Here is a 13,769-nt window from a genome sequence, read left to right as displayed (position 1 = left end):
TCGCTCAGGCACACTGCGAGCCTGATTCCGCCGGAGAGTTTCTGATGAACCTGATGTTATACCTCGCGGTGGTGCTGATTTGGGGCACCACCTGGATTGCGATTTTTCTGCAGCAGCAGGCCGCCGATACGCCGATACTGGTGGCGGTGTTCTGGCGCTTCCTGTTCGCCTCGTTGACCATGCTGGTGCTTCTCCGGCTGCTGAAACGTCTGCGTACGCTGGATGCGCGTGACCACCTGTTTTGTCTGTTACAGGGCGGCTGCGTATTCGGTTTTAATTTTGTTTGCTTTTACCACGCGGCAGCGATGATCAGCACCGGACTGGAGTCGGTGATTTTTTCGATGGCGGTGCTGTATAACGCGCTCAACAGCTGGATCTTTTTCCGCCAGCGCCCGCCTTTCCGCCTGCTGCCCGCCGCCGCGCTGGGCCTCGGCGGGATTGCTGCGCTGTTCTGGCAGGATATTCAGTCAGCCCATGTTGCGCCGCAGCTGCTGTGGGGCGTGGGGCTGAGCGCGCTGGGCACGCTCGGTTTCTCCTTTGGCAATATGATTTCTACCCGCCATCAGCGTCATCAGCGCGACGTGCTGACCACCAACAGCTACGCCATGCTGTACGGTGCGCTGATCATGGCCGTGCTGGCGCTGGTGAATGGCGACGCGCTGGCACCGGCACTCAATCTGCAGTGGCTGGGGGCGATGAGCTATCTGGCTTTGTTTGGCTCGGTGCTGGGCTTTGGTGCCTACTTCACGCTGGTGGGGCGCATCGGTGCCAGCCAGGCGGCTTACAGCACCCTGCTGTTTCCACTGGTGGCGCTAACGCTTTCGACGCTGTATGAAGGCTATCAGTGGCATAGCAATGCTATCGTCGGGCTGGTGATGATTCTGGCAGGGAACATGGTGATGTTCGTGCGCTGGCCGGCTCATCGCCGGTTACGTCTGGCCTGAAGCAAGAGCGGGCTTGGCGCCCGCTCTGTCACTCCTCTAGCGCCAGCCCCCGACGCCGATGTTGAGCTGGTGAGGTTGGTTTATGGCTTTTCTGGCAATCCAGTAAAGCAGAACGCGTTCATCATCTCTGTCGCGGTCGGCCATCGCCAGTAATTTCAGCGACAGGGTGGACCTGGTCACAGGCTGCTGTTCATCGCTTAACTCGATAACCGCCTGACCGATGATGCAGCAAACCTCATCCCCGCTGGATACGGATTCATATGCCCGGTCTTTCATATTTCCTCCTGTTGAGTGAACTATAAGCCTGGCAAAGTTCCTGCGTTTTGCCGCGCAGATGCTGCGCTTAAAACACCCTGTTACACATGCTCACCTGTCGCAATGCCTGTTCATGTGACGACATCCGCGCTGCGCTTAAGCAAAGGCGCAATGCCATTCATACCGTTTTCACAGCATTTCATTCCGTCTCCCGCTCCGTTCACGCCCGTCCGCGCCACCCGCGCCCGCGTGAGGCTTATTATCGCTGCAGATTCCGTATTCCCGGATGGGAGAGAGAAAAATGACAACAGCCGTTACCCCTAATCATCAGCGTGTCCGTATCCTTACCCTCGCAGGCACCATCATTACCCAGTTCGCGCTCGGCTCGGTTTATACCTGGAGCCTGTTTAACGGCCAGCTGGCGCAGAAACTGGATGCGCCAGTCAGCCAGGTGGCTTTTTCCTTTGGTCTGCTCAGTCTTGGCCTGGCGATTGCTTCCTCGCTGGCCGGCAAGCTGCAGGAGCGCTTTGGCGTGCGTAATGTCACTATCGGTGCAGGCATTCTGATGGCGATTGGCTTCTGGCTGACCGCCCATGCTGACAACCTGATGATGCTGTACCTGAGCGCCGGCATTCTGGTCGGGCTGGCCGATGGCGCGGGCTATCTGATGACGCTCTCTAACTGCGTGAAGTGGTTTCCGGAGCGCAAAGGGCTGATTTCGGCCTGTTCGATCGGCGCTTACGGCCTCGGCAGTCTCGGCTTTAAATTCATCTGTGGCGCGCTGCTCAGCACTCAGGGGCTGGAAAATACCTTTGTGATTTGGGGTGTGCTGGCGATGACGATGATTATTGCCGGGGCCCTGATGATGCGCGATGCGCCGATACAGCAGGCCGGTTCACGTCAGCAGCAGGCCACACAGGAGTTCACGCTGGCGCAGTCGGTGCGCCTGCCGCAGTACTGGATGCTGGCACTGATGTTCCTGACGGCCTGCATGAGCGGTCTGTATGTGATTGGCGTAGCGAAGGATATTGGTGAAGGCCTGGTGCACCTGAGTACGCAAACGGCGGCCAATGCGGTGACGGTAATTGCCATTGCCAACCTGAGCGGACGACTGATTCTCGGCGTGCTGTCGGACAAAATGGCGCGCATCCGGGTCATTTCGCTGGCACAGCTGGTTTCGCTGAGCGGCATGAGTATCCTGCTGTTCACCCACATGAATGAAACCACCTTCTTCCTGTCGCTGGCCTGCGTGGCGTTCAGCTTTGGCGGCACCATCACCGTCTTTCCGTCACTGGTCAGCGATTTCTTCGGCCTTAACAACCTGACCAAAAACTACGGCCTGATCTATCTCGGCTTCGGCATCGGTAGCGTACTTGGCTCGCTGGTGGCTTCGGTGTTCGGCGGCTTCACCGTGACCTTCAGTCTGATTATGACGCTGCTGGTGATCTCGCTGGTGCTGTCGCTCAGTATCCGTCTGCCAAATCGTCAAAACCTGGTCGCGCCGGTACTGCATAATTAATTCACCCACCCTGCCGTGTAAATGCACGGCAGGCTTTTTACTGATAACCACAGAATTGATCACGCGTTGAGAATGACTGTTATTTAACCTTGCATTTCAGAGTAATCGGGTTATTATCAGGCGCTATTCAGCTTATTCCGATTGGTTTATTTCCCGCTCTGTCACTTTTAGCTTTTAATTGACATATCTGGTAATAATTACGGAAATAACTCTACATTCACTGCATCTTCACTCCACTTTTCCCGGTTAATCTGGCCTCATTGGAAAAGAGGAGGACTCTCCATGAAGAAGTTAATAAAAGTCGCTTCGGTGGTGGCGATTATGACCATGCTAAGCGGGTGTATTATCGAGCACGACCATGGACGCGGTCCCGGCTGGGGCCACGGGCACGGCGGCGGCTGGCATCACGGCCATGGCGGCTATCGTCACTGGTAATTGGGCAAAGCACACACAGCACATAATAAAAAATGAATAAAGAAAGGGCGGGAATCAATCCCGCCCTTATTTTTTAGCTTTTCACCGCGTAATTACATTGATACCAGACTTTCTTCAGGCCAGGCAAATTGCTGTCCTGCGCCGGAAGCGATTCGACTTTATCGAAGCCGCGCTGGTTACAGTAATTCGCCAGATCAAGTTCCAGCGCATCTTTATCCAGCTTCTGTGGATCGTAACGATACTGTACGGTATTTGAACGGGCATCTTCATCTACACGCTCAAAACCCCCGGGTTTGCTGACACTACAACCGGCCAGCATAAAAAGCGCTAACGCGCTAATAAGCATTTTATTCATTAGGGTGTCCTCATCAGACGTTGCAGTGTAAAAGGCAACGCCACACGCCTCTATAGGAAAAAGACGCGAAATGTCCGATTAATGCAAAGCTTTCGCCAATCAAATCAATAAAACCAAACGGTTTTCCTTATCACATCAGCAGTGAGAAGATGACTTCAGACAAAACGAAGTCTGCACCACACCAGGTGATACCCACAAAAAGACATACTGAAAGTGACCTTTATGCCCGTGCTGAGCGGGCTTTTTTTCGCCCGTTATCCGGTAAGGCTGACCATCTTACGCAAAAGATTGGCCGCTTGTTTGTCCGGCAATGCGAGAATTCCGCTGTAAAGATCAATCGACATCGCGCACATCGTGCCGCGATCCACCGCCGTATCCGCCGGCATATTCAGTTGCTGCAGCTTATCGCCCCACTTGCCATACAGTTTTTCCACCACACGCTGCAGATCGCGCTGCGCCTGAGGCTGATCCACCGCCAGCTCATCGCCGGTACTGTTTTGCAGCAGTGCCTCGAGCGCTTCACCATCGCGCTGATTAAGCTCCGGCGACAGCACCTGTTGCAGATTGACGCCACCGCTGACCTGCGGATAGAGGAAACGGAAGCAGCGCTGTGTATCCTGCTGCTGTAGCGCCTGCATCTCCTGCACCGAAACGCGGATGTAGTTGATGATCGCCGCATCGCTGGCGCGCGCCATGCGCTGATTCACCAAATCCATCAGCCAGCCGCGCATATCGCCCAGCGCCTGCTCCGCAGGTACGCCCTCTGCCAGCTTGTGCTGCAGCTCGCGATTCAGCAGTTGCCACAGCGCCGGCTCCTGCACTTTCAGTACGCGATAACCCGGCGCGTCGCTCAGTTGGGTAGCCACCTGCGCCGCCAGCGCCTCGCGCTCCTGACGCGGATGCAGCCAGCTAAACCACAGCAGATTGGCCAGCAGCACAGGCAGCAAAAACAGCAGGACACCCTGCCAGACGCGCAGCGCGGTGGTGCGCAGCAGTATCACGATGATGATCGCCAGCACCACAAAAGCGGCCAGCGTGAGCGGGAAAAGCGAGAACATGGAGCGACATTAATCCTTGCGAACGTCAATTAAAACCGGACAGCTGGCGCGTTCAATCACTGCTGCGCTTACCGAGCCTTTCAGCAGGCGGTTGAGCGGCGACAGGTGACGACGGCCCATTATAATCATACTGGCGTGCAACGCCTCAGACTGCGCCACAATGGTTTCCGCCGCTTCACCGGCCAGAATCAGCCCGCGTGCGTCAATGCCAGCGCGCAGCAGCGGTGCCAGCGCATGGCGTACCACCATTTCAGCCGTGTTTTGTTCATCCTGCGCCACGACAAAATCGTCCGGGTCTTCCCCGGCGTCGATCTCAATCGGCTGATTGCACGACGAATAAGCCGGATCGACACAGCACAGCACGGTGACCTGCGCCTGTTGCGCCAGCGCCTGTTCAATGGTCAGGGCGATCACTTTTTCCGCCACCGGTGAGTTATCAATGGCCATCAGCAAGGTTTTCATCAGTCGGTTATCCTTCCGCAGCAGTTATTTTGCCAATTTCGCGAATCAGCGCCTCTTTACACTTTATCAGCGCTGTCCGGTAATGCGCTTCCTGGCGGTGAAAACGTGCCGTCGGCACCAGCAGTGAGATCGAAAAGCGCCCGAACAGCGTATCAATCGCGACCGCCATGGTGGAAATGCCCTCCAGCGTTTCGCCGCGATCGATAGCCAGTCCGCTGGCGCGCACTTCGGCAATCAGCGTCAGCAACTGCGGCAGCGTTTTTACCGTCATTTCCGTCAGTTCCGCATAGGCTTCGCCGACCATCACCCGCACATCTTCGTCGCTCTCCAGCGCCAGCAGCGCCCGGCCACCGGACGTACTGTAGAGCGGCAGATTCAGGCCGATGTGTGGCACCACGCGCAGCTCACGCGTGGCCACCACGTAATGGACAATCGCCAGCTGCGTCCCGCTGGCCCGCGCCAGCGACACCGTTTCATTGATTTCCGCCGAGAGTTGTTCGAGGAACGGCCGGACAATTTCCACCACGTCACTGTGCACGCTGGAGATCAGCTTCAGCAACGCCGGACCGAGGCGCAGCCCGCCTGCCCCGCCGCTGCGCACCAGCTGCGCGCTATCCAGCGCCGCCACGATGCGCTGCACCGTCGAGCGCGGCAGATCGACCACCTGCGCAATTTCACCCAGACTCATGCCGCCCGGATGCTCACCGAGCGCATTTAAAATTTTTGCCGCACGCGCAATGACCTGAATGCCACCCGCTTTTTCATCCTCACGGCTTGAGGGAGGTTCTACCATGATACGTTCCTTTTTGGCCTGCCCTACTTTAGCGCGAACGATCGCACTTTTACACCCTGTATCACATTGCAATACACCATATCGAAATGTAAGATGCGAGCTGTATCACATCGCAATACACTGCATCAACCAATAACGAGACACCTGTTATGAATGCCCAGCCCGTCGCGGCACCGGCACCGCATCCTTTTACCCTGCGCCTCGCGCTGGGGCTGGTGGGGGTGCTGATCGCCGCGCTGACCTCCGGATTAAACGATCGCGTTACCGACATCGCGCTGGCCGATATCCGTGCCGCAGTCGGCATTAGCTACGATGACGGCAGCTGGATTATTTCGGCCTATCAGGCAGCGGAAGTCGCCGCGATGATGATTGCACCGTGGTTCGCCGTCACCTTTTCGCTGCGCCGCTTCGCGCTGGCGGTGTCGGCCGGTTTCATGGTGTGCGGTGTCCTGCTGCCCTTTATGCCCACGGCCCCGCTGTTTATTGCGCTGCGCGTGGTGCAGGGACTGTTTGGCGGCGCCCTGCCGCCGCTGCTGATGACGGTGGCGCTGCGCTTTCTGCCACCGCCGATCAAACTTTATGGGCTGAGTGCTTACGCCCTCACCGCCACGTTTGGCCCGAATCTGGCGGCGTCGCTGGCGGCGTTCTGGACCGATGACGTCAACTGGATGTTTGTGTTCTGGCAGGTGGTGCCGGCCATGCTGATCGCCATGCTGCTGATCGGCTGGGGTCTGCCGCAGGATCCGCTGCGCACTGAGCGATTTAAACAGATTGACCTGTTCGGCATGCTGAGCGGCTGCTCGGGCATGGCGCTGCTGATTCTGGCGCTGACGCAGGGTGAGCGTCTCGACTGGCTCAGCTCGCCGCTGTTTGTCGCCCTATTATTCTGCGCGCTGGCGTTGCTGATTGTGTTCTTTATTAATGAATGGTTTCACCCGCTGCCGCTGTTTAAGTTGCAGATGCTGCGCCGGCGTAATTTGTCGCACGGTTTGCTGGCGCTGGCGGGTGTACTGATTCTGGCGCTGTCCGGTTCGGCGCTGCCGTCGGCCTATTTTGGTCAGGTGGAGGGGTTTCGCACGCTGCAGTTCGCGCCGCTGGCGTTGACCATCGGCCTGCCGCAGTTGCTGATTGCACCGCTGGTCGCCAGCCTGCTGAATATCCGCTGGATTGACTGCCGCTGGGTGCTGATCGCCGGTGTGCTGCTGCTGGCGACCGCCTGCCTGCTCGGCATGCAGATCACCACCGACTGGGCGCGGCAAAACTTCTGGCTGATGCAGATCTTGCAGGCGTTTGGTCAGCCGATGGTGATTCTGCCGGTGCTGATGAGCGCCACCAGCGTGGTCGCGCCGCCGGAAGGACCGTTCGCCTCTGCCATGTTCAATACCGTACGCGGCTTTGCCAGCATCGCTGCCAGCACGCTGGTGGAGTGGTTTATCAGCCATCGCGAGCAGTTTCACTCCAGCGTGCTGGTCGATCAGGCTGCCAGTCGCAGTTGGCTGATGACCGCAGCGGATAGCCAGCAGGCCAGCAGCAGCCTGCCGCTGTTGGCCGACGGCAGCGCCAGCAGCGCGGCCAATCTCAGCGGCTTCGCCACCCTGCTGAAGCATCAGGCGATGGTGCTGAGCCTGAGCGATGCGTATCTGATGCTGATCGCCTTCGCTGTCGGGCTGTTAGTGCTGACGCTGTGCCTGGCGAAACGCGTCTGGCCACCGCAAACCCTGATTCAACCTGTTACCCAAACTCCGGAATAACTGTTATGCACGCTTTTGCTATGAAACGAACAATCCTGCTGAGCGCCCTGCTGCTGGTTTTGCTGGCGATGGCGTTTTGGCTGTGGTCAGCCATGACCGGCAACGACCATCGAACTGATGATGCCTGGGTGAATGCCGACTACACGCTGGTGGCCCCGAAGGTGTCCGGCTATATCGCCCACGTCAACGTGCAGGATAACCAGCGCGTGCGGGCTGGCGACGTGCTGGCGACGCTCGACGACCGCGACTATCGCGTGGCGCTGGAGACCGCGCGGGCGAACCTGCAGGTCAGCGACGCCAAACGGCTGAGCGCGCAGGCGCAGCTCGACCAGCAGCAGTCCACCATTGCCGAGGCCCGCGCCACGCTGGCCGCCAGTCAGGCATCGGCGCAGTATGCCGGACAGAGCGCGGCGCGCTACAACCAGCTGTACAAGAGCGGCACCATAGCCGCTGACGATCAGCAGAAAGCCAGCTCAACCCAGCGTTCCGCCGCCGCTACGGTGCGCCAGAGCGCAGCAGCGCTGGCGGCGGCCGAACAGCAGGTGAAGGTGCTTGAGGCCGCGCTGCGTCAGGCGGAGGCTGATGTCGCGGCGGCGCAGGCCAGCGTCGACCAGGCCGGGCTGAATCTCTCTTATACGCGTATTATTGCGCCGGTGGATGGCATGGTGGGTCAGCGTTCGGTGCGCGTGGGAGCCTGGGTCAGCGCGGGTACGCGTCTGCTGGCCGTGGTGCCGCTACAGCAGACTTACATCACCGCCAATTATCTGGAGACGCAGCTGGCGGATGTGCGCCCGGGCCAGAAAGTGGTAGTGAAGATTGATGCATTGCCCGGCAAGACCTTCACCGGTCACGTTGACAGTATTGCGCCCGCTACCGGCGCCACGTTTTCCGCGATTGCCCCCGATAACGCCACCGGCAACTACACTAAAGTGGTTCAGCGTTTGCCGGTGAAAATTGTGCTGGATCCGCATCAAAGCGATCTGGCGCAATTACGTGTCGGCATGTCGGCGATTCCGCAGATTGAGACCCGATGAAAATGTGAGCAACTTCTCAGAAGTGACCTATTTATTTTCGGATCGATTCCGCGTAAATTAGCGCTCGATCCTGTTTCGGGGCAGCCCGAAGCGACCTGAGTAGAAAGCGTGTAGCGATGATGAACTCCACCTTTCTCTTATTCTGTTCGGGTTACGCTGGTTTGGGATCGCCATCATTGTAACCGCTCAGAGGAGTTGTTTTGTGAAATACGCCTTGATGGGAATCTCTTTCTTCGTCTTACTTTGGGTCGGCACCTTCGTGCTGATGCTGTAAAGACGCCAGCCGGGGCGACCGCTCAGTCGCCCCGATTTGTAGTTACTCTGCTTCTTCCACCGCTTTTACCGTTCCCGGCAAAATACCGTCGGCGCGGAACATCGCTTTAATGCCACGCACCGCCTGACGAATACGATCGCTGTTTTCAATCAGGGCAAAACGCACGTGGGTATCGCCGTAGTCACCAAAGCCAATGCCCGGCGAGACGCACACTTTCGCCTCCTGCAGCAGCAGCTTGGCAAATTCCAGTGAGCCCAGATGCGCATAGTGATCGGGGATTTTCGCCCAGACGTACATGGACGCTTTCGGCAGATCGACCATCCAGCCTGCCTCATGCAGCCCTTTCACCAGTACATCGCGCCGGCGTTTATACTGCTCGGCGATATCGCGCACGCACTGCTGATCGCCCTCCAGTGCCGCAATCGCCGCCACCTGCAGCGGTGTGAAGGTGCCGTAGTCGTGATAGCTTTTGATGCGTGCCAGTGCCGCCACCAGCTCTTTGTTGCCGACCATAAAGCCGATGCGCCAGCCCGCCATGTTGTAGCTTTTTGACAGGGTAAAGAATTCCACCGCCACATCGCGCGCGCCCGGCACCTGCATAATCGACGGCGCTTTCCAGCCGTCATAGGTGATGTCGGCGTAGGCCAGATCATGGATGACCAGCACGTTGTACTGTTTCGCCAGCGCGATGACGCGCTCGAAGAAGTCCAGCTCCACGCACTGCGATGTCGGGTTGGACGGAAAGCCGAGGATCATCATCTTCGGTTTCGGGTAGCTTTCACGGATGGCGCGTTCCAGCTCATTGAAGAAATCGACGCCCGCGACCAGCGGTACCGAGCGCACCTGCGCGCCGGCGATCACCGCACCGTAGATGTGAATCGGGTAGCTGGGATTGGGCACCAGCACGGTGTCGCCGTGATCGAGCGTCGCCAGCATCAGGTGCGCCAGGCCCTCTTTCGAGCCGATGGTAACGATGGCTTCAGATTCCGGATCGATATCCACCTGATAACGCTCGGCGTACCAGCGCGAAATGGCGCGGCGCAGGCGCGGAATCCCTTTGGAGGTAGAGTAGCCGTGCGTGTCTTCACGCTGTGCCACCTGACAGAGCTTTTCCACGATGTGCGGCGGTGTCGCGCCATCCGGGTTGCCCATGGAAAAATCGATGATGTCTTCGCCGCGCCGGCGCGCAGCCATCTTCAATTCAGCCGTGATGTTAAATACATAGGGGGGCAGACGTTCAATACGCGAGAAACGACGGGGTGTGCTGTTATCAGCCATGATGTCCTCTGGATTACGTTAGCGCCCGGACCGTCCGAGCGACGCTGGTCACTGCGGTGACCGAAACAAGAACATAACGCGCTGATAACAATATTGTCGAGGGGGGACGGCAAATTTTCTTAGCCTGCTTCGTTTAAGCGCCCAAACACCCAATCGTTTACCCACTGGCCGTTGAGGCGGTAATTATCGCGTAGCGTGCCTTCCAGCGCGAAACCGTTCTTTTCCAGAATGCGCCGCGACGGCCAGTTGCCCTCAATCACCAGCGCTTTGAGTTTGTGGAAATCGGCCTGCAGCAGGAACGTGCACAATGCCTGCAACGCTTCGCTGCCGTAGCCCTGACCGGTACAGGCGTGGCGCAGCATGTAACCCACTTCGGCCTGACGATACGGATGCCATTCGGCGCTGCAGCCAAACAGGCCAATCGCTTCACCGCTGTCGCGCAGGCGCGCCACCAGGCACAGCATGTGAAAACTACTGGGTTGCCACGGTGCCAGCCGCTCGTTAAAGCGCTGGCGGATGTCGTTTTCATCGGGGATCTCGCTCACCCAGGTCATGGTCGCGGCATCTTCATGGACCGCTTTGAAAATCTGCCAGTCTTCCGGCTGTAACCGGCTGAGGGACAAACGAGGGGTGAGTAATTGCATGGCCACGCTCCGCTGTTGTGCTTACGGCAACATAGCAAACCGCATCCGTGACAACCAGTGAACGCTGCACGCTTTCAGCAATCCTCTTTTTGGCACTCAGGATTTCCTCTTTTCAGGTTTCATAGCGGATAATTTGCCTTGCCTCCCTTCAGGGGCGGGTGTTACGGGCGGATCTGGTCGCCATAAATGGCGCCCCTACGGTGCATCTGCGGTCTTGTAGGGTGCGCATTGATGCGCACCGGCAGTGCGCACCTTCATATCTGGTCGCCATAAATGGCGCCCCTACGGTGCATCTGCGGTCTTGCAGGGTGCGCATCTTCGTATCTGGTCGCCATAAATGGCGCCCCTGCGGTGCATCTACGTGTTTACAGGGTGCGCATTGATGCGCACCGGCAGCGCGCACCTTAAAAATTGATCCAGGCTATGAGAAACGTCTGCAGCTTGCCGGGACGCTGGCGGATCGCGATCACATTTTTTATCATGTCCGCAACCTTGCCTGCTCCGGAGAACACCGTGCCTTCCCATTTCGACATGCTGCTGGCGGTGTTTGACCGCGCCGCGCTGATGCTGATCTGCCTGTTCTTCCTGACCCGCACCCGCGTATTTCGTCAGCTACTGCAAAAAGATGAACACTCAATCGGCGAAAAAGCCGTGGTGACCGCCATCTTCTCGCTGTTTGCGCTGTTCAGCACCTGGTCCGGCATCAACGTTGACGGCTCACTGCTCAACGTCCGGGTGATTGCGGTCATGGCAGGCGGCATTCTGTTCGGGCCGTGGGTCGGCATTGCAACCGGTGTGATTGCCGGCGTGCACCGCTTCCTGATTGATATCGACGGCATCACCTCGGTGCCCTGTCTGATTACCAGCATCATCGCCGGTATCGCCGCCGGTGCCATCAACCGCTTCGTCAGCAAAGAGCAGCGCTGGCGCGCCGGCATCCTTGGCGGCATGCTGTGTGAAAGCCTGACCATGCTGCTGATCGTGCTGTGGGCGAAACCGATGTCACTCGGTTTAACCATCGTGTCGGAAATTGCGCTGCCGATGATTCTCGGCGCGTCGAGCATTGGTTTGATTGTGCTGCTGGTGCAGAGCGTCGAAGGGGAAAAGGAGGCGATTGCCGCGCGTCAGGCCAAACTGGCGCTGGAGATTGCCAACAAAACCCTGCCGCTGTTTCGTCAGGTTAATAGCGACTCGCTGCGCAAAGTGTGCGCCATCATTCGCAGCGACATCCATGCCGATGCGGTGGCGATCACTAACACCAAACAGATTCTGGCTTACGTCGGCTACGGCGAGCAGAACTACCACAACGGCGACGACGGCATCAGTCCGACCACCGCGCAGGCGATCGCCAGCGGTAAAATTATCATTAAGAATAATGATGAGGCACACCGCACCAAAGATATTCACTCAATGCTGGTGATTCCCCTTTGGGAAAAAGGGGAAGTGACCGGCACGCTGAAAATCTACTATCGCCGCGCCCATCGTATTACCGGTTCACTGAAAGAGATGGCGGTCGGTCTGTCGCAAATCATCTCGACGCAGCTGGAAGTCTCGCGTGCCGAGCAGTTACGCGAGATGGCCAATAAAGCGGAACTGCGCGCGCTGCAAAGCAAAATCAACCCGCACTTCCTGTTTAACGCGCTGAATGCCATCTCCTCATCAATTCGCCTGAACCCGGACACGGCGCGCCAGCTGGTGATTAATCTGTCGCGCTACCTGCGTTACAACCTGGAACTCAACGACGATGAACCCATCGACATCAAAAAAGAGCTGTGGCAGGTGAAAGATTACATCGCCATTGAGCAGGCAAGATTTGGCGACAAGCTGTCGATGATTTACGACATCGATGAGGATCTGCACTTTTCGCTGCCCAGCCTGCTGATTCAGCCGCTGGTGGAGAACGCCATCGTGCACGGTATTCAGCCCTGTCGCGGCAAAGGCGTGGTCACGCTAAGCGTGAAAGATCTGGGCGATCGCGTGCGCGTGGCGGTGCGCGATACCGGTGCCGGCATCAGCGAAGAGGTGGTCAGCCGGGTGGCGCGCAACGAAATGCCGGGCAACAAAATTGGCCTGCTGAATGTGCATCACCGGGTGAAACTGCTGTCCGGCCATGGCTTAACCATCACCCGTCATCAGCCCGGTACGGAAATCGCCTTTACCCTCAGCAAAAGTGGTCAGCGGCTGTCCGGCCCGCTCACCCCGTTAGCGGAAACCTCAGCGTGAAAGCCATTATTGTCGAAGACGAATTCCTGGCGCAGCAGGAGCTAAGCTGGATGATCCAGCAGCATAGCCAGATCAGCATCGAAGCCTGCTTTGATGATGGGCTGGAAGTGCTGAAGTATCTGCAGACTCATCGGGTGGACGTGATTTTTCTCGATATCAACATCCCGTCGCTGGACGGCATGTTGCTGGCGCAGAACATCAACCAGTTTATCCATAAGCCGCTGATTGTGTTTATCACCGCGTGGAAAGAGCACGCGGTCGAGGCCTTCGAACTGCAGGCGTTTGACTACATCCTCAAGCCGTATCACGAGTCGCGCATCATCACCATGCTGAACAAGCTGGAGGCCAGCGCACAACAGCAGCAGGCGCAGCAGCACAATCCAGCAGCAAGCGCGCCGCAAACGGTGAATTTAGTCAAAGATGAGCGCATTATCGTGACCGATATTAACGATATCTATTACGTTGAAGCACATGAGAAGCTGACGTTTGTCTACACGCGGCGCGAAGCCTATGTGATGTCGATGGCGATCAGCGAGTTTTGCAGCCGTTTGCCTGAGTCGATGTTCTTTCGCTGCCACCGTTCCTACTGCGTGAATCTGAGCAAGATTGGCGAGATCGAACCGTGGTTTAACAACACCTATCTGGTGAAGCTGCGCGATATGGATGCGCAGGTGCCGGTGAGTCGCAGCAAGGTGAAGGCGTTTCGCCAGCTGATGCATCTTTGAAGGCGAACGGCACGGGAAG

At 57.7% G+C, this 13,769-nt stretch carries 15 protein-coding genes; 8 read left to right on the top strand and 7 right to left on the bottom strand.

The features are described 5' to 3' along the window. Positions 1-44: 44 nt before the first annotated feature. Positions 45-944, top strand: a complete 900-nt coding sequence (locus C1Y42_RS06180) for a DMT family transporter (RefSeq protein WP_104093033.1) — start codon at positions 45-47, stop codon at positions 942-944. A 36-nt stretch (positions 945-980) separates the two neighbouring features. On the opposite strand, the gene C1Y42_RS06175 is transcribed toward C1Y42_RS06180, so the two are convergent. Continuing rightward, positions 981-1,220: a hypothetical protein gene (locus C1Y42_RS06175; protein ID WP_021313687.1), complete on the bottom strand. Its 240-nt coding sequence runs from the start codon at positions 1,218-1,220 to the stop codon at positions 981-983. A 280-nt stretch (positions 1,221-1,500) separates the two neighbouring features. Here C1Y42_RS06175 and C1Y42_RS06170 point away from each other — a divergent pair, with 280 nt between their 5' ends. Together C1Y42_RS06170 and C1Y42_RS23665 are read left to right on the top strand one after the other, a co-directional pair. Beyond that, positions 1,501-2,718 carry an MFS transporter gene (locus C1Y42_RS06170; protein WP_104093032.1) on the top strand — a complete coding sequence of 406 codons (1,218 nt, stop codon included), beginning with the start codon at positions 1,501-1,503 and terminating at the stop codon, positions 2,716-2,718. Positions 2,719-3,000: 282 nt separating this feature from the next. Further along, entirely contained in the window at positions 3,001-3,153 is a 153-nt protein-coding gene (locus C1Y42_RS23665; RefSeq protein ID WP_166711810.1) for a hypothetical protein, read from the top strand. A gap of 73 nt (positions 3,154-3,226) precedes the next feature. Here the strand turns inward: C1Y42_RS23665 and C1Y42_RS06165 are convergent, their stop codons facing one another. The 4 genes from C1Y42_RS06165 to C1Y42_RS06150 form a co-directional block, all read right to left on the bottom strand. After that, positions 3,227-3,508, bottom strand: a complete 282-nt coding sequence (locus C1Y42_RS06165) for a membrane lipoprotein lipid attachment site-containing protein (protein WP_021509105.1) — start codon at positions 3,506-3,508, stop codon at positions 3,227-3,229. 254 nt (positions 3,509-3,762) lie between these two features. Next, complete coding sequence (locus C1Y42_RS06160; RefSeq protein WP_104093031.1) at positions 3,763-4,566, bottom strand: hypothetical protein; 804 nt, start codon at positions 4,564-4,566, stop codon at positions 3,763-3,765. A gap of 9 nt (positions 4,567-4,575) precedes the next feature. Then, positions 4,576-5,028 (bottom strand): universal stress protein, encoded by a 453-nt coding sequence (locus tag C1Y42_RS06155; protein ID WP_058758371.1) that lies wholly within the window; start codon positions 5,026-5,028, stop codon positions 4,576-4,578. A gap of 7 nt (positions 5,029-5,035) precedes the next feature. After that, complete coding sequence (locus C1Y42_RS06150) at positions 5,036-5,821, bottom strand: IclR family transcriptional regulator (RefSeq protein ID WP_021509102.1); 786 nt, start codon at positions 5,819-5,821, stop codon at positions 5,036-5,038. 149 nt (positions 5,822-5,970) lie between these two features. Between C1Y42_RS06150 and C1Y42_RS06145 the strand changes: the two genes are divergently transcribed. From C1Y42_RS06145 to ypdK, 3 genes are all read left to right on the top strand, one after another. Next, on the top strand, positions 5,971-7,572 hold the full coding sequence (locus C1Y42_RS06145) for an MFS transporter (RefSeq protein WP_104093030.1): 1,602 nt from the start codon (positions 5,971-5,973) through the stop codon (positions 7,570-7,572). Between the two features lie 5 nt (positions 7,573-7,577). Further along, positions 7,578-8,606, top strand: a complete 1,029-nt coding sequence (locus C1Y42_RS06140) for an HlyD family secretion protein (protein ID WP_021509100.1) — start codon at positions 7,578-7,580, stop codon at positions 8,604-8,606. 202 nt (positions 8,607-8,808) lie between these two features. Further along, positions 8,809-8,880 carry a membrane protein YpdK gene (gene ypdK, locus C1Y42_RS06135; RefSeq protein WP_006120362.1) on the top strand — a complete coding sequence of 24 codons (72 nt, stop codon included), beginning with the start codon at positions 8,809-8,811 and terminating at the stop codon, positions 8,878-8,880. A 42-nt stretch (positions 8,881-8,922) separates the two neighbouring features. Here the strand turns inward: ypdK and alaC are convergent, their stop codons facing one another. After that, complete coding sequence (gene alaC / locus C1Y42_RS06130) at positions 8,923-10,158, bottom strand: alanine transaminase (RefSeq protein WP_058758368.1); 1,236 nt, start codon at positions 10,156-10,158, stop codon at positions 8,923-8,925. Positions 10,159-10,277: 119 nt separating this feature from the next. Then, complete coding sequence (locus C1Y42_RS06125) at positions 10,278-10,802, bottom strand: GNAT family N-acetyltransferase (RefSeq protein ID WP_031280018.1); 525 nt, start codon at positions 10,800-10,802, stop codon at positions 10,278-10,280. Positions 10,803-11,333: 531 nt separating this feature from the next. Between C1Y42_RS06125 and C1Y42_RS06120 the strand changes: the two genes are divergently transcribed. After that, entirely contained in the window at positions 11,334-13,025 is a 1,692-nt protein-coding gene (locus tag C1Y42_RS06120) for a sensor histidine kinase (protein ID WP_021508253.1), read from the top strand. Further along, entirely contained in the window at positions 13,022-13,750 is a 729-nt protein-coding gene (locus C1Y42_RS06115) for a LytTR family DNA-binding domain-containing protein (RefSeq protein WP_021508252.1), read from the top strand. The genes C1Y42_RS06120 and C1Y42_RS06115 overlap by 4 nt, the downstream gene beginning before the upstream one ends. Positions 13,751-13,769 lie beyond the last annotated feature (19 nt).

The organism is Pantoea sp. ICBG 985 (assembly GCF_002928365.1).
GTDB classification, from domain to species: domain Bacteria; phylum Pseudomonadota; class Gammaproteobacteria; order Enterobacterales; family Enterobacteriaceae; genus Pantoea; species Pantoea dispersa.
The sequence above is the reverse complement of the archived record's forward strand: the minus strand, read 5'-3'. Positions and strand labels throughout refer to the sequence as shown.

Excerpts from the sequence above, each read along its gene's own strand:
- C1Y42_RS06155 (WP_058758371.1), bottom strand. The coding sequence starts at position 5,028 with ATGAAAACCTTGCTGATGGCCATTGATAACTCACCGGTGGCGGAAAAA.
- alaC (WP_058758368.1), bottom strand. The coding sequence starts at position 10,158 with ATGGCTGATAACAGCACACCCCGTCGTTTCTCGCGTATTGAACGTCTG.
- C1Y42_RS06120 (WP_021508253.1), top strand. The coding sequence starts at position 11,334 with ATGCTGCTGGCGGTGTTTGACCGCGCCGCGCTGATGCTGATCTGCCTG.
- C1Y42_RS06125 (WP_031280018.1), bottom strand. The coding sequence starts at position 10,802 with ATGCAATTACTCACCCCTCGTTTGTCCCTCAGCCGGTTACAGCCGGAA.
- C1Y42_RS06140 (WP_021509100.1), top strand. The coding sequence starts at position 7,578 with ATGCACGCTTTTGCTATGAAACGAACAATCCTGCTGAGCGCCCTGCTG.
- C1Y42_RS06160 (WP_104093031.1), bottom strand. The coding sequence starts at position 4,566 with ATGTTCTCGCTTTTCCCGCTCACGCTGGCCGCTTTTGTGGTGCTGGCG.
- C1Y42_RS06180 (WP_104093033.1), top strand. The coding sequence starts at position 45 with ATGAACCTGATGTTATACCTCGCGGTGGTGCTGATTTGGGGCACCACC.
- C1Y42_RS06150 (WP_021509102.1), bottom strand. The coding sequence starts at position 5,821 with ATGGTAGAACCTCCCTCAAGCCGTGAGGATGAAAAAGCGGGTGGCATT.
- C1Y42_RS06165 (WP_021509105.1), bottom strand. The coding sequence starts at position 3,508 with ATGAATAAAATGCTTATTAGCGCGTTAGCGCTTTTTATGCTGGCCGGT.
- C1Y42_RS23665 (WP_166711810.1), top strand. The coding sequence starts at position 3,001 with ATGAAGAAGTTAATAAAAGTCGCTTCGGTGGTGGCGATTATGACCATG.
- C1Y42_RS06175 (WP_021313687.1), bottom strand. The coding sequence starts at position 1,220 with ATGAAAGACCGGGCATATGAATCCGTATCCAGCGGGGATGAGGTTTGC.
- C1Y42_RS06170 (WP_104093032.1), top strand. The coding sequence starts at position 1,501 with ATGACAACAGCCGTTACCCCTAATCATCAGCGTGTCCGTATCCTTACC.
- C1Y42_RS06145 (WP_104093030.1), top strand. The coding sequence starts at position 5,971 with ATGAATGCCCAGCCCGTCGCGGCACCGGCACCGCATCCTTTTACCCTG.